Source organism: Enterobacter ludwigii (genome assembly GCA_023023105.1).
Taxonomy (GTDB): domain Bacteria; phylum Pseudomonadota; class Gammaproteobacteria; order Enterobacterales; family Enterobacteriaceae; genus Enterobacter; species Enterobacter adelaidei.
The window spans coordinates 3,129,545-3,151,256 of record CP083824.1; the positions used below are offsets into that span (position 1 = coordinate 3,129,545).

Below are 21,712 nucleotides of genomic sequence, written 5' to 3' on the forward strand. Positions count from 1 at the left end.
TTTTTTATAGGAATCCAGGCTTGCGTCGGCGCTATATGTACCCGTTTCTGCGATCTAACTCAACCTTTTTGAATACAATGATGTGACTTTTTACATAAATAGATTTTACATAAAAGAAACAAACGCCGGGTGTGTCAACGTGGGTTTGGTTGATATGTATCAACAAAAAAGGCCCTGTAGGGCCTTTTTTGTGCTTTAGTGAGCCGTTTTTCGCGGTCGACTGGCGTAAAGATAGAAGAGTATGGAGCTGGTTGCGCAAAAAGCCATCGCCCATAACATCGGCCAGGCCGTCGTAAAGGTAGCCATAGAAAGCAACGCCCCGACAATCGCCCCAATACCAAAGCGGAACGTTCCTGCCAGTGACGATGCTGTTCCCGCCATATGCGGGAATTCATCGAGGATCACCGCCATCGCATTCGACGATACCATCGACACGCAGCCGACAAAAGCCGCCACACCCACTACCAGCGCCCAGAAGCCCACGCCCAGAAACGCGCTCACCACCAGCCAGATCGCCATCACAAACTGGATCCACAGCCCGGCGCGGAACATGTTCAGCGCCCCCACCCGCCGGACAAAACGGCTGTTGATGATGGTCATGATGAACAGGAAGACGATGTTAAGCGCAAAGTAATAGCCGAAGTGCTGCGGCGAAACGTGGTTCAGTTCGATGTAGACAAACGGCCCGGCGTTCAGGAAGGAGAACATCCCGGCAAAGCTGAACCCGCTTGCCAACATATAGCTGAGCACGCGCTTGTGGCGAAACAGTGAGGCGAAGTTACCTATTGTGGTGCGGATGTGGAATTTCTGGCGGCGCTCGACGGGAAGCGTTTCATCAATAAAGAAGAAAATCATCGCGGAGGCCAGCAGCGCGGCCAGCGCCAGGATCCAGAAAATCGCATGCCAGCTAAACCACACCAGCACCGCACCACCCGCCATCGGGGCCACCAGCGGCGCAATTGTCGTCACCAGCATCACGAACGACATCATGCGGGAGAACTCTTCTTTCGGGTAGATATCGCGCATCAGGGCGTTAATCACCACGCTTGCCGCTGCCGCCGCCAGACCGTGAAAAAAGCGCATGATAATCAGATGATCGATGGTCTGAGCCAGCGCACAGGCAACTGCCGCGGCCGCAAAGACCAACGTCCCACCCAGAATAACAGGCTTGCGTCCCAGGCTATCCGCCATCGGGCCATAAAACAGCTGTCCAAGAGCAAAGCCGAGTATATAGGTGCTGAGTGTCATCTGCGCGCTGCCTGCCGGTACGCCAAACTGCGCGGCAATAACCGGCAGCGCAGGCAGATACATATCAATCGACAGCGGCATCAACATGGCCAGCAGGCCAAGAATGAAGACAATTTTGAACGACGAGTGTGGCCTGGTGGTCACAGAGTTCTCCTGAGATTAATGCGAAGGCAGACCGACGCTGGCGATCTCTTCTTCCGTTAACGGGCGGTATTCGCCTGGCGCCAGGTCGTGATCGAGTTCAATCGCACCAATCCGCTCACGATGCAGGCCGACAACGTGGTTCCCCACTGCAGCAAACATCCGTTTTACCTGATGATATCGCCCTTCGCTGATGGTCAGGCGAACTTCGGTCGGGGTGATCACCTCAAGGACGGCGGGTTTGGTGAGATCTTTCTCATTATGCAGCTGAACGCCTTTGGCGAATTGCTCTGCCGTGTCATCCGCCACCGGAGACTCCAGCGTCACCAGATAGGTTTTCTCGCAATGATGGCGCGGAGAGGTAATACGGTGCGACCACTGCCCGTCGTCAGTCATCAGTACCAGTCCGGTGGTGTCGATATCCAGGCGACCAGCGGCATGCAGCTTGTGCGCAACCGGTTCGTCGAGGAAATAGAGTACTGTCGGGTGGTCCGGATCGTCCGTTGAACAGACATAGCCTTCCGGCTTGTTGAGCATGAAATAGCGTGGGCCATGCTGCTGGGTCAGCGGATTGCCGTCATACTCAACCTGATGGTCCGGTTGCAGTTTGAAAGCGCTGTCTCTCACAATGTCGCCGTCCACGGTAACGCGGCTGGCGCGAATTTCACGCCCGGCAATAGCGCGGCTTACGCCGAGTTGCTGAGCGATAAACTTATCAAGTCGCATGAAATCTTTTTAGCCTTAATGGTGCTGGAAGTCGAACAGTACGTCCGAAAAAGAAGCAGTCTGGAACGGTTCAGTATAATGGTCTGGTTGCGCCACTCAAGGGAAAAAGTTTCGTGGCATACTATGTGCGGAATAATGAAACCGAGACCCCATGACTTTTACACTTCGTCCCTATCAGCAGGAAGCCGTTGATGCCACCCTCGCGTGGTTCCGTAAACATCGTGAACCTGCGGCTATTGTGCTTCCAACCGGTGCAGGCAAGAGCCTGGTCATCGCCGAACTGGCACGTCTGGCCCGCGGTCGTGTGCTGGTGCTGGCGCACGTCAAAGAACTGGTCGCGCAAAACCATGCCAAATATTGCGCACTCGGGCTGAAAGCCGACATTTTCGCCGCCGGGCTAAAGCGTAAAGAGAGCCACGGTAAAGTGGTCTTTGGCAGCGTGCAGTCGGTGGCCCGCAATCTGGATCTGTTTCGCAGCGAATTTTCGCTGCTGATTGTTGACGAGTGTCACCGCATCAGCGATGACGACGACAGCCAGTATCAGCAAATCCTGACGCACCTGAAAGAAGTGAACCCACACCTGCGCCTGCTGGGCCTGACGGCGACCCCGTTTCGTCTGGGGAAAGGCTGGATCTATCGTTACCATTATCACGGCATGGTGCGCGGTGATGACAAGGCCCTGTTTAGCGACTGCATCTACGAGCTTCCGCTGCGCTACATGATTAAACACGGTTACCTGACGCCGCCTGAACGCCTGGATATGCCGGTGGTGCAGTACGATTTCAGCCGTCTGCAGGCACAGAGCAACGGGTTGTTCAGCGAAGCGGATCTTAACCAGGAGCTGAAAAAGCAAAAGCGCATTACGCCGCACATCATTAGCCAGATTGAGGAGTTCGCCGCGACGCGCAAAGGAGTGATGATCTTCGCCGCCACCGTTGAGCACGCGCGGGAAATTACCGGGTTACTGCCCTCCGGCGACGCGGCATTAATCACTGGCGAGACCCCAGGCCCTGAGCGCGACAGCCTGATTGACGCCTTTAAAGCCCAGCAGTTCCGCTATCTGGTTAACGTGTCGGTACTGACCACCGGCTTTGACGCCCCGCACGTCGACCTGATCGCTATTTTGCGCCCGACCGAATCGGTCAGTCTGTATCAGCAAATTGTTGGCCGCGGCCTGCGTCTGGCGCCGGGTAAAACCGACTGTCTGATTCTGGATTATGCCGGTAACCCGCACGATCTCTATACGCCTGAGGTCGGCGCGCCAAAAGGAAAAAGCGACAACGTGCCGGTACAGGTTTTTTGTCCTGCCTGTGGTTTTGCCAACACCTTCTGGGGTAAAACCACCGCCGACGGCACGCTAATTGAGCATTTTGGCCGCCGCTGTCAGGGCTGGTTTGAAGATGACGAAGGGCATCGCGAGCAGTGCGATTTCCGTTTCCGCTTCAAGAACTGCCCACAATGCAACGCCGAAAATGACATTGCCGCACGCCGCTGCCGGGAATGTGACACGGTACTGGTCGATCCTGACGACATGTTAAAAGCGGCACTGAAGTTAAAAGATGCATTGGTGCTCCGCTGCTCAGGCATGGCACTACAGCCCGGTGCGGATGAAAAAGGCGAGTGGTTAAAAATCACCTACTACGATGAGGACGGGGCGGACGTCAGTGAGCGCTTCAGGGTACAAACTCCCGCTCAACGCACGGCCTTCGAGCAACTCTTTATTCGCCCGCACACCCGTACGCCAGGGGTTCCTCTGCGCTGGATAACCGTGGCCGATATCGTGCACCAGCAGGCGTTACTGCGCCATCCGGATTTTGTTGTTGCTCGCAAGAAAGGCCAGTTCTGGCAGGTCCGTGAGAAGGTCTTTGACTATGAAGGTCGCTTTCGTCGCGCCAACGAATTGCGCGGTTAACGGGACTTTTGATTGATGTGAGGAGCATTTGAGTATAAAATGCCGCCCGCTTCACATCCGTGAGGCAGAACACTCACCTGCTGCTGGGTCGCCTGTAGTAGGGTTTTAAATACAGAGAGAAATCAATGTTTACTATCGAAGCAGAAGTACGTAACGTGCAGGGTAAGGGTGCGAGCCGCCGCCTGCGTAACGCTAACAAGTTCCCGGCTATCGTTTACGGTGGCGAAGCTGCTCCAGTTGCAATCGAACTGGATCACGACAAACTGTGGAACCTGCAGACCAAAGCTGAATTCTATAGCGAAGTTCTGACCATCGTTGTTGGCGGTAAAGAAGAAAAAGTGAAAGTTCAGGCTGTTCAGCGTCACGCGTTCAAGCCAAAACTGACTCACATCGACTTCGTTCGCGCGTAATCGCAAACTCGTCGAGAAAAACCCCGCTTCTGCGGGGTTTTTTGTGCCTGCTATTTACCGCCAGAAGTACGGCGCTGAAGCTGATCGCGCAGGTTCGGCGGCGTTCCTTTAATGGTCAGCGTATCGGTGGCAGGATCCCAGAAAATGCGTTCTCCCAGCAACATCGCATCAAAGTTAATGGTTAACCCGCCGCCACTGCCGGCAAACTTGGTTAACTGACGCAGCGTACTGCGATCCGCCGGGAAGCTCTCTTCAAGCTCATAGCCTTTATCCGCGGTGAACTCCTGGAAGCTGACTTCGCTGACGCCCGCCAGCTCTTTTGACAGCGACTCCAGCTCAATCTCTTCCCCCGCCTGCAGCTGTTCGTTGCAGTAGCTATAGACCTGCTGGCGCACGTTCTGCCGCTCAGATTTATCGAGCTGCGCTTCTGCCGTGAAGTCATCAACCGCCTGGAGCAGCCCTTTGTTCTGCGCTTTGGCGTTCAGGCCTTCGCTGGCGCCGAGGAAGTCCATAAAGAAATCCGCCACTTTGCGGCCCACGCGCCCCTTCAGGAAAGTCAGGTAGCGAGTCGACTCCGGGTTGGTTTCCCACTCGGTCAAATCAATACGGGCCACGATATCCGCATGGTTAATATCCAGATAATGCGTTGAGCTAATATCCAGCTGTTCGTTCACGCGCATGCTGCTTAAGTTATTCAGTACGGTAACCAGCAGATACTCTACGGCCAGATAGCGGTAGTGGCAGAACAGCACAATCCCGCCGTCGGCGAAGGGATATTTCGCCAGCTCGTCGCGCAGACGTCCGGTCGCGGCGCGGCTAAACGCCAGAAAATCTTCTTCGCCCTGACGTTGCAGACGCAGGCTATCAGCCAGTTCGCTCTCTTCACTGAACAGGCCATAGGCTTTATTTTTAGCGCTGTAGACACGGTGTAACTCCGCCATCATCTCTACAACAGTAGGCGTGGGTTCCAGTAACGAATCGCGCAGCACCACTTCAAGGGTTTGCTCATCACGCTTGATAAGCTGGTGCAAGGCAATCTGGTTGATTTCCAGACTCATGATAAACTCTCCTTTTAGACCGGGCGGTATTCAACCACCACCAGGGCATGTGTGCAACAACAGATAAAAAAGGGGAAAAAAAGCTGTTGCTACGGTAATATGTTGCCCTTTCATCAACAAACTGATTTTGATTTATGCCACAACATTCCCGCTACAGTGATGAACACGTTGAACAGCTGCTCAGTGAGCTGGTTAACGTACTGGAAAAACATAAAACGCCGACCGATCTCTCCCTGATGGTTTTGGGAAATATGGTCACCAACCTGATTAATACCAGCGTTGCTCCGGCTCAGCGTCAGGCGATCGCCAAATCTTTCGCCCAGGCTTTACAGTCATCCGTCAGCAACGACCAGGCCCATTAAGGGATACGAACAACAGTTTATGGTGACGAATCGTCAGCGCTACCGTGAAAAAGTCTCCCAGATGGTCAGCTGGGGGCACTGGTTTGCCCTGTTCAACATTCTGCTGGCGACGGTCATTGGCTGTCGTTATCTGTTTGTCGCAGACTGGCCAACAACGCTAACCGGGCGTATCTACTCCTGGATGAGCGTTGTGGGTCACTTTAGCTTTTTGGTTTTCGCCACCTATCTGCTGATCCTGTTCCCTCTGACGTTTATCGTCATGTCGCAGCGTCTGATGCGGTTCTTGTCCGCCATCCTTGCGACGGTGGGGATGACACTACTGCTTATCGACAGCGAAGTGTTCACCCGCTTCCACCTGCATCTCAATCCCATCGTCTGGGAACTGGTGATTAACCCCGACCAGAATGAAACGGCCCGTGACTGGCAGCTGATGTTTATCAGCGTCCCGGTGATCCTGTTGATTGAGATGCTGTTTGCCACCTGGAGCTGGCAAAAACTTCGCAGCCTGACCCGGCGGCGGCATTATGCCAAGCCCGTCGCCGCGCTCTTTTTTGTCTCATTTATCAGCTCGCATATTATGTATATCTGGGCGGATGCAAACTTCTATCGCCCTATTACCATGCAGCGCGCTAACCTGCCGCTCTCGTATCCAATGACCGCCCGTCGTTTCCTCGAAAAACACGGTCTGCTTGACGCGCAGGAGTACCAGCGCCGTCTGGTCGAACAGGGTAATCCGGAAGCAGTCAGCGTTCAGTACCCTCTGAGCGATCTGCACTATCGCGATATGGGTCGCGGGCAAAACGTCCTGCTGATTACCGTCGATGGCCTGAACTATTCCCGTTATGAGAAGCAGATGCCTGCGCTGGCCGATTTCGCGAGTCAAAACGTCACGTTCACCCAGCATATGAGCTCCGGTAATTCTACCGATGCGGGTATCTTTGGGCTGTTCTATGGCATCTCAGCCGGATACATGGACGGCGTGCTGTCTGCCCGTACGCCTGCGGCACTGATCACCGGGCTGAATCAGCAAGGTTATCAGTTAGGGTTGTTCTCCTCTGATGGTTTTAACAGCCCGCTTTACCGCCAGGCGCTGTTGTCTGATTTCTCCCTGCCGGCGGCACAAAATCAGTCTGATGCGCAGACCGCCAGCCAATGGATAAACTGGCTGCAACGATACGCCCAGGAAGATAACCGCTGGTTCTCGTGGGTTGCCTTTAACGGCACAACGCTCGCTAACAGCAATAAGAATGACTTTGCGCGCCGCTACAGCCGCGCGGCTGGCGATGTGGATGCGCAGATAGGCCGAGTGCTTGAGGCGCTGCGTGAGTCAGGCAAACTGGATAATACCGTGGTGATCGTGACCGCTGGCCATGGCGTCCCGCTGGGTGACGAGACGAAGGGTATGAGTTGGTCTCGCCCGAATCTTCAGGTTCCGCTGGTGATCCATTGGCCTGGCACGCCGGCTCAGCGCATTACTATGCTTACCGAGCATAAAGATGTGATGACCACCCTGATGCAACGCCTGCTGCATGTCAGCACGCCAGCAAACGAGTATTCACAGGGGCAGGATCTCTTCAGTGCCACGCGCCGCCATAACTGGGTTACGGCTGCCGGGAATAACACTCTGGTGGTGACCACGCCTAAGCTGACGCTGGTGCTGAACAGCAACGGAAATTATCAGACATATAACCTGCAGGGCGAACGGTTGAAAGACCAGAAACCGCAGTTAAGCCTGCTGCTGCAGGTCCTGACGGATGAGAAGCGCTTCATCGCTAACTGATTAATAATAAACCAGTTAGCGATAGATTCCCTTGCATTCAAAACGGAATCGAGTAGTATTCTTTTCATGCGTCGGCACGTAGCGCAGCCTGGTAGCGCACCGTCATGGGGTGTCGGGGGTCGGAGGTTCAAATCCTCTCGTGCCGACCAAAAATACATTGAAAACCAGCCACTTATGGCTGGTTTTTTTATGGCTAAATTTTGTGTGGGGAAGTACTGGGGAATAATGGGGAAAAAACCGACATTTACATGCTACATAATTGGTTTCTCCCGTCCATGTTTACCAGCAACGTATCCCTTTTTTCTGAATTCAAGCTGATGTTAATAACGGCCCAGCCACATGAAGTTTCAATCGCCCGACAGTTGAATTGATGACAGTCGAGATAATGTTGCTAGTCCGTAAGTCGTTCACCAGAGACCAGAACGGCAGGTAAAACGGAGTAAAGAGGTCTCACATCCCACACAGGTAGTACCAGATTATTTAATTCGAGCATTCACCGCATTCATTAGACGGTGACCAAAGACCGCCTTTGCTCTCAGGTTGCGCTATGTGTCGAAAATTTCAGGGGCAGCACACTGTAGAAAATCTAAAACAATCGTTTGTTTTTACTTAAAAACATTTTAATTTTTAAGAATTTATCAAGAGATATTATCTCCACTTTCTGATTGCATTAAGCGTATGATTGTTAATCACTTATAAATTAATGGGTTAACATGGCTGTTATACCTTTCCTCCCTCCACAGGGAATAGGATTAGTTTTAGACCATATGCGCATTGCTCGCGCTCACGGCATGTCTAGAGATATGGCTAACCCAATGACTTACAAATGGTTTTACTATCAGGTTAGAAATCGTGGGCCGTGGGATTATAAGCAACATCACCCTGAACTAGAAAATTTTGGTAACTTTCACTACGGGGCTATCGGTTATGCTGCCGGCATACCTGCCGAAATTCTTTTAATGGGTGCTGGATTTGCTCAGGAACATGCAGGAACTAGCCGAAAGGAATGGGGCCACTGGTATCAGCAAGCACCACACGGTGATGACCCCCATGATCAGTTCTGGATAAGACAAGGTATCGACTATGCAAGAAAGATCGGTTATTAAAACCCTTCACTGTATGCTGACAGTTGCCCTACTCCTGATAGTTAGTGGTTATTGTGCATATCAATATTGGTTCAATCTCCCACCGAAAGATGTTTTTGTTAGTAAGCAAAAACTATCTGATAGCATTTGGTTGTACGTCACAAAGTACGATGAAGGTAACGCCACTGTGTCGGATTTTTACCGCTTCTATCTTGATAAAGATGAAGGCGATTCCGATGTCATGGAGGCGCTTAAAAAACGTACTCCTTTCATGGAAGCAAAAACCAACTCATATACGGCCACAGGTTACGGAAACACTGTAAACCTGAAAGTAACCGGAAAAATTTATAACTTCACAAATTCAGATTTGTTCTACATAGACGGGATCGCTGTGATGCCCGTTATCAACCTCATAGCCAACGGCACACGAGACTAAAGGAGTTAGATTAATGGCTGTACCAGTTCACTTATTTTTGAAAGATGACGGCGGAGCTATGATCCGCGGTGGTTCAGATGTTGAAGGCCGTGAAGGAAGTATTGAGCTTAGGGACCTGATTCATAATCTCTGCATCCCAACGGACGGGGCAACAGGTAAGCTAACCGGAACTCGTAAACATTCCGCTTTCAGCCTGACTAAAGCAATTGATTCTGCATCCCCCTACCTTTACAAAGCCGTTGCCACTGGTCAGACACTGCAAAGCGCTGAATTTAAGTTTTACCATATCAACGATGCAGGTCAGGAAGTTGAATATTTCAATATAAAAATGGAAAGAGTAAAAGTTATTTCCATCACTCCAGTAATGCACGACACAAGAGATTGCCCCGGTACTGGTCACATGGAAAATGTGCAACTACGTTATGAAAAAATCACCTGGCTTTATAAAGATGGGAATATCCAATATACAGACGCATGGAACGAACGCCCAACAGCTTAAACGTTAAATGATTGGCTATTAAGAAATGAAAATAAAGGGGCATCGAGCCTAATGCTAGTCACCTAAGGTGACCAGCATTGTTTTAAAGAGTATTTTGATTTCTTCGGCCTGATTTCCCTTTTATCTTCCTGGTGGTAGTGTCAGCACCTGATAGCTGGTTTTTTTTATTGCGCCTCACCCGGTGTTTTAAGCAGGTACGCCAGCGTAACAAGACAAATCACCGCCCCGGCATAAAACGTGTATTGTGCGCCAAACATTTCCCAGATCGCTCCGGCGCTCACGCTGGCGATTAACAATCCCACGCCACTGACCAGGCTAAAAATACCAAAAGCCGTACCTCGCAGATCGGCCGGAGCGGTTTTAGCTACCATGGCCGCCAGCAACCCCTGAGTCATTCCCATATGAACTCCCCACAGTGCGACACCGACAATAATACCGATCCAGTGGCTACTCAGCGCCAGAACGACATCTGCGCCAATCAATACCATTAACCCCCACTGCAGGAGTCGAGTATGGCTCATACCATCAGAAAGCTTGCCAAAGGGATAGGCCGAGAATGAATAGAGAACGTTCATTACCACCATCACCAGCGGAATAAACGCCAGTGGAACACCCGACTGTTGCGCACGAAGCACAAGAAATGCCTCGCTGAAACGGGCCAGAGTAAACACCGCGCCAAGGCCAATCACCCACCAGCACGCTTTCCCCAGACGCTTTAAATTCGCTCTTTTGATGGGGTTAGTACGTTTGTGCTCGACAGGGGTTTTCGGTTCCTGCAGACCAAAATAAAGCAGTGCAACTGAAAGCAGACCGGGGATGAGCGCTATCCAGAAAACGGTACGGAAATCATTATCCAGCAACAACATCAAACTCACCGCCAGTAATGGTCCGAGAAAGGCCCCAGTGGTATCCATCGACTGACGCAGCCCATATGCCGCACCGCGCATTTCCGGCGGTGTGACGTCTGCAACCAGTGCGTCTCGTGGTGCTCCCCGGATCCCCTTCCCCGTTCGGTCCATCAGACGTGCACCTAAAACCATACCTGAGGAAGAGGCCAAAGCGAAAAGGGGTTTGCTTAGCGCGCCCAGGCCATATCCCAACAGTGCCAGACCTTTGCGCTGACCAAGATAGTCGCTTATCGCTCCCGAAAAGACCTTAATAAAGAGAGCGGTTGCCTCCGCCAGCCCTTCAATCAGACCGATGAATAACACGCTGGTCCCGAGCGTGGTCATCATAAAAAGAGGGAGCAGGCTGTGAATACTCTCTGAAGAGATGTCCATCAGCATACTGACGCCTCCCACAACCCAGACGCCTTTTGGGATCTGGCTGAGTACTGGAAATCTGGAAAGCATGCGCGACTCCTGCTTTAAAAACAGTTGCCTGAATGTTTACAGAATAGGATATGGCGGATTAAAAAACCTGAGGAGGAATAATGGGGCTATAAAAAAGCCAACCCGCAGGCTGGCTCATGAAGGCTTAGTGCTTTTCGCGTCCACCCAGGAAGAAAATACCCAGCGGGATAGCCAGCAGCACGGTGAACACCAGGCTGTAGACAAAGATCATTGCTGATTGCAGGACATACATGCTGGTCGTCCATGCTGAGAGGGGGATGTTGTATTGTTCGATAACGCCAACAATGGTTGCCCGCCCAACGCATGCGGCAGCAATCATAAACACAACCAGTAGCGCCAGGAGGAACTTACGGCCTTCAGGTGTTTTAAGTTTTGCACGAACCATCTCACTTCCCTTTACAGATGAATAACATTATAAGGTGTTTAAAATAACACGAACTATCGTCAGACTCCACACCAGCACAAACAACCATTAAAAACGCCAAAATTAAGTTTATAACACTGAGAATATTGAAAATGTAAGTAAATAAAACCAATCATTCATGAGCGCTATGCTAATCTGTTCAGGATCGTTTTGACATAAAGGAATGACAATGAAAAACGCACCTAAGTTTGCCATCGCTCTGATCGCCGCCGCGTGCGTCAGCACCAGCGCTTTTGCCAGCGAAACCCCAAAAGAGCAGCCGCTGGAAAAAGTTGCCCCATATCCGAAAGCGGACAAAGGGATGAAGCGTCAGGTGATTCAGTTACCGGCTCAGCAGGATGAAGCAAATTTCAAAGTGGAGCTGTTAATTGGCAAAACGCTGGAAGTGGATTGCAACCAGCACCGTCTGGGCGGTCAACTGGAAAGTAAAACCCTGGAAGGCTGGGGTTATGACTATTACGTCTTCGATAAAGTCACCTCTCCGGTCTCTACCATGATGGCCTGCCCGGATGGCAAGAAAGAGAAGAAATTTGTGACGGCGTATCTGGGTGACAACAGTCTGCTGCGCTACAACAGCAAGCTGCCGATCGTGGTCTACACGCCGGAAAACGTGGAAGTGAAGTATCGCGTCTGGAAGGCAGATGAGAATGTCGGACAAGCGGTAGTACGTTGAAAAAAAGCCGGGTAATCAATACCCGGCTTTTTTATTTACAGCGCGATATCCGCAACCGGTTTGTTTTCTGCCTGAGGTTTAAGCTCCGCTTTTGGCGCAGCATCAGCAGCCTGCGGCTTGACGTATTGCAGTTGCAGTACACGGCTGGTGTATTCCAGCTCCTGCTCCGTTGCCTCCACGTTACCGTTCAGCTTTGTACCGTAGGATGGAATAATAGTTTTCAGCTTAGCCTGCCATTCAGGACTGGAGACTTTATCTTGAAACACTTTTTCCATCAGGTGCAGCATGATTGGCGCAGCAGTAGATGCACCAGGTGACGCCCCCAACAGCGCAGCAATTGTGCCATCCTTATCGCTCACCACTTCGGTACCCAGGCGCAGCACACCACCCTCTTTCGGGTCGCGCTTGATGATCTGCACACGCTGACCCGCCTGCCACAGACGCCAGTCTTCTTTCTTCGCCTCCGGGTAGTACTCTTTCAGCGCTTCGAAACGATCGTCGTCAGAGAGCATCACCTGGCTAATCAGGTATTTCACCAGGTCGAAGTTATCCAGTCCCACATCCATCATTGGCTTAACGTTAGAGGTGGTGGTTGCACTGAGCAGATCCCACAGAGAGCCGTTTTTCAGGAACTTAGTTGAGAAGGTCGCGAACGGCCCAAACAGCACCACGCGTTTGCCGTCAAGCATACGGGTGTCGATGTGCGGCACAGACATTGGCGGCGCACCAACAGAAGCCTGACCGTACACTTTAGCCAGATGGCGATTCACCACTTCCGGGTTTTCGGACACCAGGAACTGGCCGCCGACCGGGAAACCGGCATAATCGTCAGCTTCCGGAATACCGGATTCCTGCAGCAGCTTCAGCGCCGCACCACCTGCTCCAATAAAGACAAACTTCGCCTTGATGACGTGCTCGGCTTCGTTGTTTTTCAGGTCAGCAACGGTCACGCTCCAGCTGTTGTCCGCGTTGCGCTTAAAGCCACGCACTTCGGTGCTGAGCTGCAGATTGAAGTTCTCTTTTTTCTTCAGAGACGTCACCAGCTGACGGGTTATTTCACCGTAGTTAACGTCAGTACCAATTTCAGTACGGGTTGCCGCCACTTTCTGGTTCGGGTCACGACCTTCCATAACCAGCGGGGCCCACTCTTTGATCTGAGCGTGGTCTTCAGAGTATTTCATACCGCGGAACAGCGTGCTCTGCTGCAGAGCCGCGTAACGCGCGCGCAGGAAGTTGACGTTCTGCTCGCCCCACACAAAGCTCATATGCGGCACGGTGTTAATGAAGGAGTGCGGGTCATGCATCACACCGCTGTTGACCTGGTGTGACCAAAACTGGCGTGAAATCTGGAATGCTTCGTTGATCTCTACCGCCTTCTCGATACTAATGGAACCGTCCTTTTTCTGCGGCGTATAGTTCAGTTCCATGAGTGCCGAATGTCCCGTACCGGCGTTGTTCCAGCCGTTCGAGCTCTCCTGCGCCACGCCATCGAGGCGTTCGACCATGGTCATTGACCAGTCTGGCTGCAGTTCCTGCAGATAGGTTCCCAGCGTGGCGCTCATGATACCGCCACCAATTAAAAGGACGTCCGTTTCCTGCTCTTTTGGTGCGTCAGCTTTCGCCGCCATTGAGACGGTGTTAAGCCCCACGGCCAGAGAAAAGAGCATGGCAGTCATTTTTTTCATAATTTATGCCTTAGTGTAAAAGTGCTTGATGCGTGGAAATTGCAGGTGAAAAAAGCTGCGGGGGCACGGTAACAACTTTTAAATATTGTTTAAAGGTTACGAAATTATTGTAATTGTGAAATTTAATGATGGATTGTTTGTGGGGAATTACGCTGGCTGCTGGTACCGATTAATTTGCAAACGCAGTGAAAGGATTGGGTGTACTGGGCGGGATTATCATCATGGTACTGCTTCCCGCCCGTATTAAGCATCTGATTAAAGAAGAAAAATCGTCGCCAGCCCAAGAAAAATAAAGAAGCCACCGGTATCGGTGATGGCAGTGATCATCACGCTCGACCCCACTGCAGGGTCGCGTCCCAGTTTGGTCATCGTCAGAGGGATAATCACGCCCATCATTGATGCCACCAGCAGGTTCAGTACCATCGCCAGCATCATCACGCCTCCTAGCGCCATATCGTCGTACAGCCACCAGGTAATACCGCCCATAATGCCGCCCCATACCAGGCCGTTAATCAGCGCAACGCCCATTTCTCTTAAGATCAGGAAGGTAAAGTTGCCGGGCTGAATGTTCTCCAGCGCCAGGGCGCGGACGATCATAGTGATAGTCTGGTTTCCGGTGTTGCCGCCAATCCCGGCCACAATCGGCATCAGCGATGCCAGCGCGACTAACTGAGAAATAGTGTGTTCAAAACCATCAATCACGCGGGAAGCGATAAACGCAGTACACAGGTTAATGGCAAGCCACGCCCAGCGGGTTTTGACGGCCTTGCCAACGGATGCATGGACGTCGTCCTCCGCGCTGATCCCACCGAGAGCACGTAAATCGTTATCAGTTTCTTCGTACACCACATCAACGATCTCATCAATGGTCAGGCGTCCCATCAGCTTGCCGACAGAATCGACCACCGCCGCACTTACAAGGTCATCACGTTCGAAGGTACGCGCCGCTTTTTCAGCATCGTCTTCCGGAGAGAAGACCATCGGCTCGGTCTCCATCACCTCACTCACCCGCCGTTGGGTACTATTGAGCAGGATCGTTTTCAGTTCCAGCTCACCGAGCAACGTTTTATCCCGCGAGGTCACAAACAGTTTATCGGTGTTATCCGGCATACTGCCGAGGCGGCGCAGGTAGCGCTGGACGGTACCAAGCGTAACGTCCGGGCGTACCGTGATAACGCCAAACTCCATGATCGCGCCAACGCTGTGTTTCTCGTAGTGCATCACCTGACGCACACGTGCCCGCTCTTCGGCTGGCAAAGAGGCCAGCAGGCGGCCGGTCAGATTACGCGGCAGATGTTGAACAAGGTAAATCTGTTCGTCGATATCCAGCGTTTTCAGCGCATCAAGAATATCCCGGTCGCTCATCTCGTCGATAAGGTCATCCCAGACGTTTTCCGAGGCTTCAAGCAGCACCTGACCACGCTCGTGATCCTGCACCAGACGCCACAACGCATGGCGCTCCTCCGAAGGGAGCGCCTCAAGGGTATCGGCCAGGTCAGGCGGGGGTAAATGGGCAACCAGCGCACCTACCTCAGCAATATCGTCGGCTAAGGTGCCGACATCATATTGCTCAGCCAGGGTCAGTTTGCCCAATAACGCAGAAGTGACCGCTTTATCGGTCGTGAGAAGCCAGATCAGTCGCGCGCGTTCCTGGTCACGCTGTCTGGCGCTGTTTTTCGTTAATACCGACATCAATCATAAATCCATGAAATAAGATGGTATTAAGCATAGCGCGGGGATATGTAAATAAGAATAAACAACAGGGCGGGATGAAAAAAAAAGCGGCATTTCGACCGCGATTTATCCCCTCTCCCTGTGGGGGAGAGGGTAACGGCATCATGCCGTACGCGCCACCGCGTCACGCGACGCCGCATCTCGCTCTTCACCGGTCAACTCGCTCAGTTTACCGTCGCGCATCTCCAGCAGACGGTCAGCATGAATGAAGTAATGATCGTCGTGGCTGATGGCGAAAATGGTTTTGCCCATCTCCTGCATCAGCGGCAGCAGAACCTGATAAAACTCGCGGCGGAAATGCGGATCCTGATCCGCTGCCCACTCATCCAGCAGAATAATGTCGCGCTCTTCCGCCAGCGCCAGCAGCAGCGCCACGCGTTTTTTCTGCCCTTTAGAGAGTTTCAGGTTGAGGATCTTTCCGTCCTGTAGCTCCAGCTTGTGCGACATCTGCAATTGTGCCAGCCATTTCTCCACCAGCGCAGGATTGGCCTGTTGCCCTTCAGGCCCAAGCAGTTGTTCAAACAACCAGACATCGGTGAACACCGCCGAGAAAAGCTGGCGGTAATCCTCAGGTTTCTCCGCGTTCAACGCCCTACAGTCCAACAAAATCTCGCCCGATTGCGGCTGATAGAGCCCGGTCAGCAACATTGCCAGCGTCGATTTACCACTACCGTTGCCCCCAATCAGGAACAACAGCTCACCGCGATGTATCGTCAGGTTGACCGGTCCTATGGAGAAGGCGTTGTCCCGATAGCGGAACGTAACGTTACGAAGCTCCAGCGTTTGCCAGTTGGGGAAGGCCTGCGGGCGCGGAAATTCGGCTTTGAACGGCGCAAGGTCGAATTTTTTGAGTTTATTAAACGCAACTTGCGCACTCAGCAAGGTAGGCAGTGCGCCGACAGCGGAGAGCAGCGGTGTGCGTAAAAACAGTAACGTTAATGAGTAGGTTGCCGCCACGTTGGTGTCCGCCCAGCCCAGGCTGTTCGCCATCCAGAATACCAGGCCAATGGCGCCCAGCATCATAATGTTTGACCAGTTCACCGCGCTCAGGTGGAAGGTATCGGCGCGAATGATATGGTGTCGGTATTCGCGCGCATCCGGTAGGTAGAGATGGTTAAAGATATGCTCGGCACGTTCGCGGTTCAGCGTCAGCTCTTTACGCCCTTCCAGCACCGTCTGGTAATCGTTATAGAGCTTATCTTCGGTTTCGCGCAGCACCGCCATGTGTTTATAGACGCGTGACACCAGCACAAAACCGCCCCAGATGGTAATGACTATCCATAGAGCAGTCACTGCCAGCATTTTGCTGGAGAGCCAGGCGAGATAGGCCGCAGAGCCAAAGGTCAGAATGATCCCCTGGACCAGTTCCGGTAAACGGACGAATGCAATAGTGATGGCGCGCACATCGCTGGTCAGTCCCGCCAGCAGAGAAGCACTTCCGAGTTGTTCAACACGCTCGACCTGGGTGTCCAGAATCCGCTTGATAAATTCACTGCGTAAACGAAAAACGAAATGGTGCCCAAGCGCAGTCAGCGCCAGCTGTGACCCGAGCGTGACCGCCATCAACAACAGCAACAGGCCAAGAAACTCCGGTAAAACGGAGAGTGACGTGTCGACCATTTCAATCAAACGTACGTTAATAAACGCGATCAGGCCAATACCTAATGCGGCACTGGCAAGGCTTAACGCCATTACTGCAATGAAGGGCCAGCGATACTGACGCCAGACAAGAAGAAGTAGTTGCATGCAGGCAATCCGGACAATAAAAATCAGCCAGCAGTGTAAACTGCCCTGCGGTTACATCAAGAATAATTCTTATTTTTATTTACTCTCTCCTGCCTGGCGAAAGGTCAGGTTAAATCGGTACTCGCCAGTTAATGGGTGAACCCCGGGTTTCAGAGGCTGAATGCCGTGGTAAAACAGCCGCGCTTCCCTGCCCCACACCACCACATCGCCATGCTCCAGCATCAGGCGCTTGAGCGCGTCGTTGCGGCGTAACCCGCCGAACTGGAAGACCGCAGGCAGACCCAGGGAGACGGATACGATAGGCGCGCGCAGGTCAGGCTCATCTTTGTCCTGATGCAACGAGAGCTTCGCGCCCACGGCGTAGCGGTTGATCAGACAGGCATCCGGGCGGAAGTCTGGATAATCCGCAGCCACTGCGGCCTCGTGGCAGAGAGACTGAAAAACAGCAGGTATGGGAGGCCACGGCTGACCGGTTAAGGGATCGACAGGGGCATACAAATAGCCCCGTTCGTTCGTCGCCCAACCGAGTTCTCCGCAGTTGGCCATTGCCACCGACATGGTGTAGCCTCCCGGCGTCACCATATGGCGAAACGGTGAAACGGCCGTTACCTCTTCAATACCGGCAAGCAGCGCCGCCGCACGTGAAAGTGCAAAGCGGCGGAGGATCACCGCGCCCGGAGCAAGGGGTTCCTGCCAGGGTTCAGCATCCGCAAAAAGATCGAGCATCATCCCTCCTGGTGTTCCGCCTCACGTTTCAGTAATAACGCTTTTCGTTCCGTTCCCCATCGGTAACCCGATAGCGCACCGTCATTGCGAACAACGCGATGGCAGGGGATCACAATTGCCAGTTTGTTTGCAGCACAGGCTCCGGCAACGGCACGTACGGCATTGGGTTTACCAATTGCTTTTGCCACCTGCTGATAACTTGCCGTTTCGCCGCAGGGAATGTCGCGAAGTGCCTGCCAGACGCGCTGCTGGAAAGCAGTTCCACGTATATCCAGCGGCAGTGACAGCGGCACTGCACGGTTATCAATACTGGCGATCACCTGGTGGGTCCGCAGCGCAAAAGCGTCTTCCAACGGTACGCGCTCTGCTTTTGGAAACAGCGTAGCAAGCTCTTCGGTTAATTCTGTATCGCTGTCACCCAGCAGTATCGCGCAGATCCCCCGCTCGCTTTCAGCAACCAGACAGCGTCCTAACGAACAGTCGTCAATGGCGTAACGCACGGCCACATCTCCTTTACGATACTGTTTCGCCGTCATACCCAGCGTATCGCTGGCTTTACGATAATAACTGCTGCTATCAGGAAATCCTGCCGCCAGCACGGCGTCGGTAATGTTGTCTCCCTGCGCAAGCGCCGTGCGCAGTCGCTGTCCCCGCGCCGCCTGCTGCCAGGCTTTTGGCGTCATACCCGTCACGGATTTAAACAGACGATGGAAATGGAAAGGACTCATGGCAACCTGGTTAGCCAGCTTTTCCAGTGTCAGGGTGGGATCCTGCTCCAGAAGGCGACAGGCGTGCTCTATTTTTGCCAGCTTCAGTTCCTGCGGATTGCCTTTATCCGGCATACAGCGCTTGCACGGGCGAAACCCTGCCTGAATGGCATGGTGGACATCCGCATAAAAGCAGACATTTTTACGCAGCGCGTGGCGGGCACGACAGGACGGACGGCACACGATCCCCGTGGTCTGCACGGCAAAGACAAACTGTTCGTCAGCGCGTGGATCGCGGGCCAGCACGGCCTGCCAGCGCTCTTCATCGGTAATAAAGGTCGGGTTTTTCATCATCAACTCCTCTTACAAGCATACATACAGCGTGCCTGAGTGCCACTGATAAAAAACCCGCAACCTTGCTTTTTAATTTTTTTCGCTCACCAGGAAGCTGTTGAACTGCGGCGAATGCCAGGTTTTAAATCCGTCAGCCTCTTTGATGATCATATAAACCGCCAGCCCTTCCTGACGAACCACCTCTTTGGCTTTCTCCGGTCCGAGTACCATTAACCCGGTATCCCAGGCATCGGCTTCCAGCGCAGTGGGGGCAATGACCGTCACTGAAACCAGATTATGCGTGATTGGGCGCCCGGTCTGTGGGTCAATGACATGCGAAATGCGTTTACCGTCAAGTTCGTAATAGTTACGGTAGCTTCCGGATGTGCTGATGCCATGCCCGTTGATATCCACCATCGCCTGCACGGCGTTTTGCCGATCGGTCGGCTTTTGGATGGCCACCCGCCAGGGCTTATCACTGGCGTTCATGCCGCGGCTCACTAAGGCGCCCCCCACAGACACCAGATAACGCGAAATCCCTTCCTGGGCCATCAGCGCTGCCAGGTGATCTGCCGCATAGCCTTCCCCAACCGTTGACAGGTCGACAAACAGATCGGGGATATCTTTTTGCAGGTACTGTTGACCGTACTGATTGATCACCGTCAGATGCTGTAGACCGGTTCTGGCACGGGCATCATCAATGGCTGCCTGATCGGGTGTGGTGACCGGCTGCTTGTTGGGGCCAAACCCCCAGAGATTTACCAGCGGTCCAACGGTGACGTCCATCGCGCCGTTGGTTTTGTAGCCCACGCGGAGTGACTCCGTCACGATATCGGCCATCGCTTCACTAACCGGCCACAGGGAAGTACTGCTTGAGAGATTAAAGCGCATCAGCGCCGAGTCATTTTTATACGTTGAAAGTAGCTGATCGTCGGCATCCAGTTGAGACTGTATTTTGCCACGGAGTTCGTCTGCGCGCGTTTTATCAAGGTTCATCACGCTGACGCGCCAGAAGGTGCCCATCGTTTTACCTTCAAGCACCGTCGCCGCAGGTGCATCGGCTTTCGCCACCGGCGGCGTGGAAGAGTCACAAGCGGTCAGGAAAAAAAAAGTAGCCAGAAAGCTGGCGCGTAAAAAAGTCATGTCCATTCATTATTATCCTCATGCCAGGGCGGCAAGAGTACACCAAAACGGGTGAGTTGTGAGATCCTAAAAAAACAGACTAAAAAGGGGCCATCAGGCCCCTTTGTCAAATTGCGAAGCGATTAGAACTGGTAAACCAGACCCAGCGCTACGATATCATCAGTACCGATACCAGCCTGTTTGGTGAAGTTGTTGTCATCCAGCAGGTTGATTTTGTAGTCCACATAGGTAGACATGTTTTTGTTGAAGTAGTAAGTCGCACCCACATCAACATATTTCAGGATATCCTGATCGCCGTAACCTTCGATGTCCTTACCTTTAGACTGGAGGTAAGCCACGGAAGGACGCAGGCCGAAGTCGAACTGGTACTGAGCAACAACTTCGAAGTTCTGCGCTTTGTTGGCAAAGCCGTAAGCGGTAGTTGGGTTGCTGCCGTTAGAGGTACCGAAACGGGTTGCGTTGTAGGTCTGAGAGTACTGCGCTGCCAGATAGATGTTGTTGGCATCGTATTTCAGGCCACCAGAATAGACTTCTGCGTGATCGCCCTTACCGTATACGCCAGCTGCATTCTGGTCGGCGGTACGTTTGGAGGAGGACATTGCGCCGCCCACGCTGAAGCCTTCGCCCAGGTTATAGGTCACGGATGCACCGTAGCCGTCGCCGTTCTGGTTCAGCAGGCTGCGACCGTTAGTGTTTTCACCGCTTACGCTGCCGTTTTTGCCCTGATATTGCAGAGCAAAGTTCAGGCCGTCAACCAGACCAAAGAAGTCCTGGTTACGGTAGGTTGCAACGCCGTTAGCACGGGATTGCAGGAAGTTGTCTGCGCCGTAGGTATCGCCGCCAAATTCTGGCAGAACGTCAGTCCAGGAGGTTACGTCGTAGATTACGCCGTAGTTACGACCGTAATCGAAAGAACCCGCCTCAGCGAATTTCAGACCCGCGAACGCCACACGCGTCCAGGACTGGTTGTCACCTTCAGTGGTGTTGCCCTGGATCTGGTATTCCCACTGGCCGTAACCGGTCAGCTGATCGTTAACCTGAGTTTCGCCTTTGAAGCCAAGACGCATATAGGTCTTGTCGCCGTCGTTACCCTTGTCGTCAGAGAAATAGTGCAGACCATCGACTTTACCGTACAGATCTAATTTGTTGCCATCTTTGTTATAAATTTCGGCCGCATTTGCTGCGCCTGCTACCAGCAGTGCTGGTACCAGGAGGGACAGTACTTTAACTTTCATTTTATTAACCCTCTGTTATATGCCTTATAATTACCACTGCTTACTGGTTAACCCTCATTAACCAGTCGGCAATTTCATTCTCCGCAAAATTACAGAATAATCCAATGCGAATATGATACTAAAACTTTGAAGATGTTTCATTTATGCATCAACATGTTTCAATTTGTAAATATCAAGGAACTTTTACAAAGCACAAATAGCTTATAAATTTAGCACGCATAATCAAACAGAAAAATCACCACATAAATATCAACGATTTACAATAAAATTCGTTACAGCACTGAATGACAAAACAAG

The 21,712-nt window shown here is 52.4% G+C and carries 20 protein-coding genes, 1 tRNA gene and 1 pseudogene; 10 read left to right on the plus strand and 12 right to left on the minus strand.

Features of this window, described 5'->3' with window-relative positions; genetic code table 11:
• Positions 1-195: 195 nt before the first annotated feature.
• Positions 196-1,392 (minus strand): Bcr/CflA family multidrug efflux MFS transporter, encoded by a 1,197-nt coding sequence (locus LCD46_15165; GenBank protein UOY69412.1) that lies wholly within the window; start codon positions 1,390-1,392, stop codon positions 196-198.
• A gap of 15 nt (positions 1,393-1,407) precedes the next feature.
• On the minus strand, positions 1,408-2,115 hold the full coding sequence (gene rsuA, locus LCD46_15170; protein UOY69413.1) for a 16S rRNA pseudouridine(516) synthase RsuA: 708 nt from the start codon (positions 2,113-2,115) through the stop codon (positions 1,408-1,410).
• Positions 2,116-2,266: 151 nt separating this feature from the next.
• On the opposite strand from rsuA, the gene LCD46_15175 reads away from it, so the two are divergent.
• Both LCD46_15175 and rplY read left to right on the plus strand, forming a co-directional pair.
• Complete coding sequence (locus LCD46_15175; protein ID UOY69414.1) at positions 2,267-4,027, plus strand: DEAD/DEAH box helicase; 1,761 nt, start codon at positions 2,267-2,269, stop codon at positions 4,025-4,027.
• Between the two features lie 125 nt (positions 4,028-4,152).
• On the plus strand, positions 4,153-4,437 hold the full coding sequence (gene rplY / locus LCD46_15180; GenBank protein UOY69415.1) for a 50S ribosomal protein L25: 285 nt from the start codon (positions 4,153-4,155) through the stop codon (positions 4,435-4,437).
• A 50-nt stretch (positions 4,438-4,487) separates the two neighbouring features.
• Here rplY and yejK read toward each other — a convergent pair whose 3' ends face one another.
• Complete coding sequence (yejK, locus tag LCD46_15185; protein ID UOY69416.1) at positions 4,488-5,495, minus strand: nucleoid-associated protein YejK; 1,008 nt, start codon at positions 5,493-5,495, stop codon at positions 4,488-4,490.
• Between the two features lie 134 nt (positions 5,496-5,629).
• Here yejK and LCD46_15190 point away from each other — a divergent pair, with 134 nt between their 5' ends.
• The 7 genes and pseudogenes from LCD46_15190 to hcp all read left to right on the plus strand — a co-directional run bounded on the left by LCD46_15190 (position 5,630) and on the right by hcp (position 9,657).
• A complete protein-coding gene (locus LCD46_15190) occupies positions 5,630-5,857 on the plus strand; it encodes a YejL family protein (GenBank protein UOY69417.1) in 228 nt (75 codons plus the stop codon).
• 19 nt (positions 5,858-5,876) lie between these two features.
• On the plus strand, positions 5,877-7,637 hold the full coding sequence (gene yejM / locus LCD46_15195) for an LPS biosynthesis-modulating metalloenzyme YejM (GenBank protein ID UOY69418.1): 1,761 nt from the start codon (positions 5,877-5,879) through the stop codon (positions 7,635-7,637).
• A gap of 72 nt (positions 7,638-7,709) precedes the next feature.
• A tRNA-Pro gene (locus LCD46_15200) sits at positions 7,710-7,786 on the plus strand.
• A gap of 217 nt (positions 7,787-8,003) precedes the next feature.
• Positions 8,004-8,138, plus strand: a pseudogene (locus tag LCD46_15205) (recombinase).
• A 212-nt stretch (positions 8,139-8,350) separates the two neighbouring features.
• Complete coding sequence (locus LCD46_15210) at positions 8,351-8,743, plus strand: Rhs-Related protein (protein ID UOY69419.1); 393 nt, start codon at positions 8,351-8,353, stop codon at positions 8,741-8,743.
• On the plus strand, positions 8,721-9,158 hold the full coding sequence (locus LCD46_15215) for a hypothetical protein (GenBank protein ID UOY69420.1): 438 nt from the start codon (positions 8,721-8,723) through the stop codon (positions 9,156-9,158). The genes LCD46_15210 and LCD46_15215 overlap by 23 nt, the downstream gene beginning before the upstream one ends.
• Before the next feature lie 13 nt (positions 9,159-9,171).
• Positions 9,172-9,657 carry a type VI secretion system tube protein Hcp gene (gene hcp / locus LCD46_15220; GenBank protein UOY69421.1) on the plus strand — a complete coding sequence of 162 codons (486 nt, stop codon included), beginning with the start codon at positions 9,172-9,174 and terminating at the stop codon, positions 9,655-9,657.
• Between the two features lie 164 nt (positions 9,658-9,821).
• Here the strand turns inward: hcp and LCD46_15225 are convergent, their stop codons facing one another.
• Together LCD46_15225 and LCD46_15230 are read right to left on the minus strand one after the other, a co-directional pair.
• Entirely contained in the window at positions 9,822-11,009 is a 1,188-nt protein-coding gene (locus LCD46_15225; GenBank protein ID UOY69422.1) for an MFS transporter, read from the minus strand.
• A gap of 124 nt (positions 11,010-11,133) precedes the next feature.
• Entirely contained in the window at positions 11,134-11,394 is a 261-nt protein-coding gene (locus LCD46_15230) for a DUF2534 family protein (GenBank protein ID UOY69423.1), read from the minus strand.
• Positions 11,395-11,602: 208 nt separating this feature from the next.
• Between LCD46_15230 and eco the strand changes: the two genes are divergently transcribed.
• A complete protein-coding gene (gene eco / locus LCD46_15235; protein UOY69424.1) occupies positions 11,603-12,106 on the plus strand; it encodes a serine protease inhibitor ecotin in 504 nt (167 codons plus the stop codon).
• Positions 12,107-12,141: 35 nt separating this feature from the next.
• Here the strand turns inward: eco and mqo are convergent, their stop codons facing one another.
• The 7 genes from mqo to LCD46_15270 all read right to left on the minus strand — a co-directional run bounded on the left by mqo (position 12,142) and on the right by LCD46_15270 (position 21,415).
• Positions 12,142-13,791, minus strand: coding sequence for a malate dehydrogenase (quinone) (mqo, locus tag LCD46_15240; protein ID UOY69425.1), 1,650 nt, complete (start codon positions 13,789-13,791; stop codon positions 12,142-12,144).
• A gap of 255 nt (positions 13,792-14,046) precedes the next feature.
• Entirely contained in the window at positions 14,047-15,483 is a 1,437-nt protein-coding gene (gene mgtE / locus LCD46_15245; GenBank protein ID UOY69426.1) for a magnesium transporter, read from the minus strand.
• A 144-nt stretch (positions 15,484-15,627) separates the two neighbouring features.
• Complete coding sequence (locus tag LCD46_15250) at positions 15,628-17,271, minus strand: multidrug ABC transporter permease/ATP-binding protein (protein ID UOY69427.1); 1,644 nt, start codon at positions 17,269-17,271, stop codon at positions 15,628-15,630.
• Positions 17,272-17,346: 75 nt separating this feature from the next.
• The gene (gene alkB, locus LCD46_15255) at positions 17,347-17,997 is read right to left on the minus strand and encodes a DNA oxidative demethylase AlkB (GenBank protein ID UOY69428.1); all 651 of its coding nucleotides are present in this window, start codon (positions 17,995-17,997) and stop codon (positions 17,347-17,349) included.
• Positions 17,997-19,055: a bifunctional DNA-binding transcriptional regulator/O6-methylguanine-DNA methyltransferase Ada gene (ada, locus tag LCD46_15260; protein ID UOY72979.1), complete on the minus strand. Its 1,059-nt coding sequence runs from the start codon at positions 19,053-19,055 to the stop codon at positions 17,997-17,999. The genes alkB and ada overlap by 1 nt, the downstream gene beginning before the upstream one ends.
• A 72-nt stretch (positions 19,056-19,127) precedes the next feature.
• Positions 19,128-20,186 carry an FAD:protein FMN transferase ApbE gene (apbE, locus tag LCD46_15265; protein UOY69429.1) on the minus strand — a complete coding sequence of 353 codons (1,059 nt, stop codon included), beginning with the start codon at positions 20,184-20,186 and terminating at the stop codon, positions 19,128-19,130.
• Between the two features lie 116 nt (positions 20,187-20,302).
• Positions 20,303-21,415, minus strand: coding sequence for a porin OmpC (locus tag LCD46_15270; GenBank protein UOY69430.1), 1,113 nt, complete (start codon positions 21,413-21,415; stop codon positions 20,303-20,305).
• Positions 21,416-21,712 lie beyond the last annotated feature (297 nt).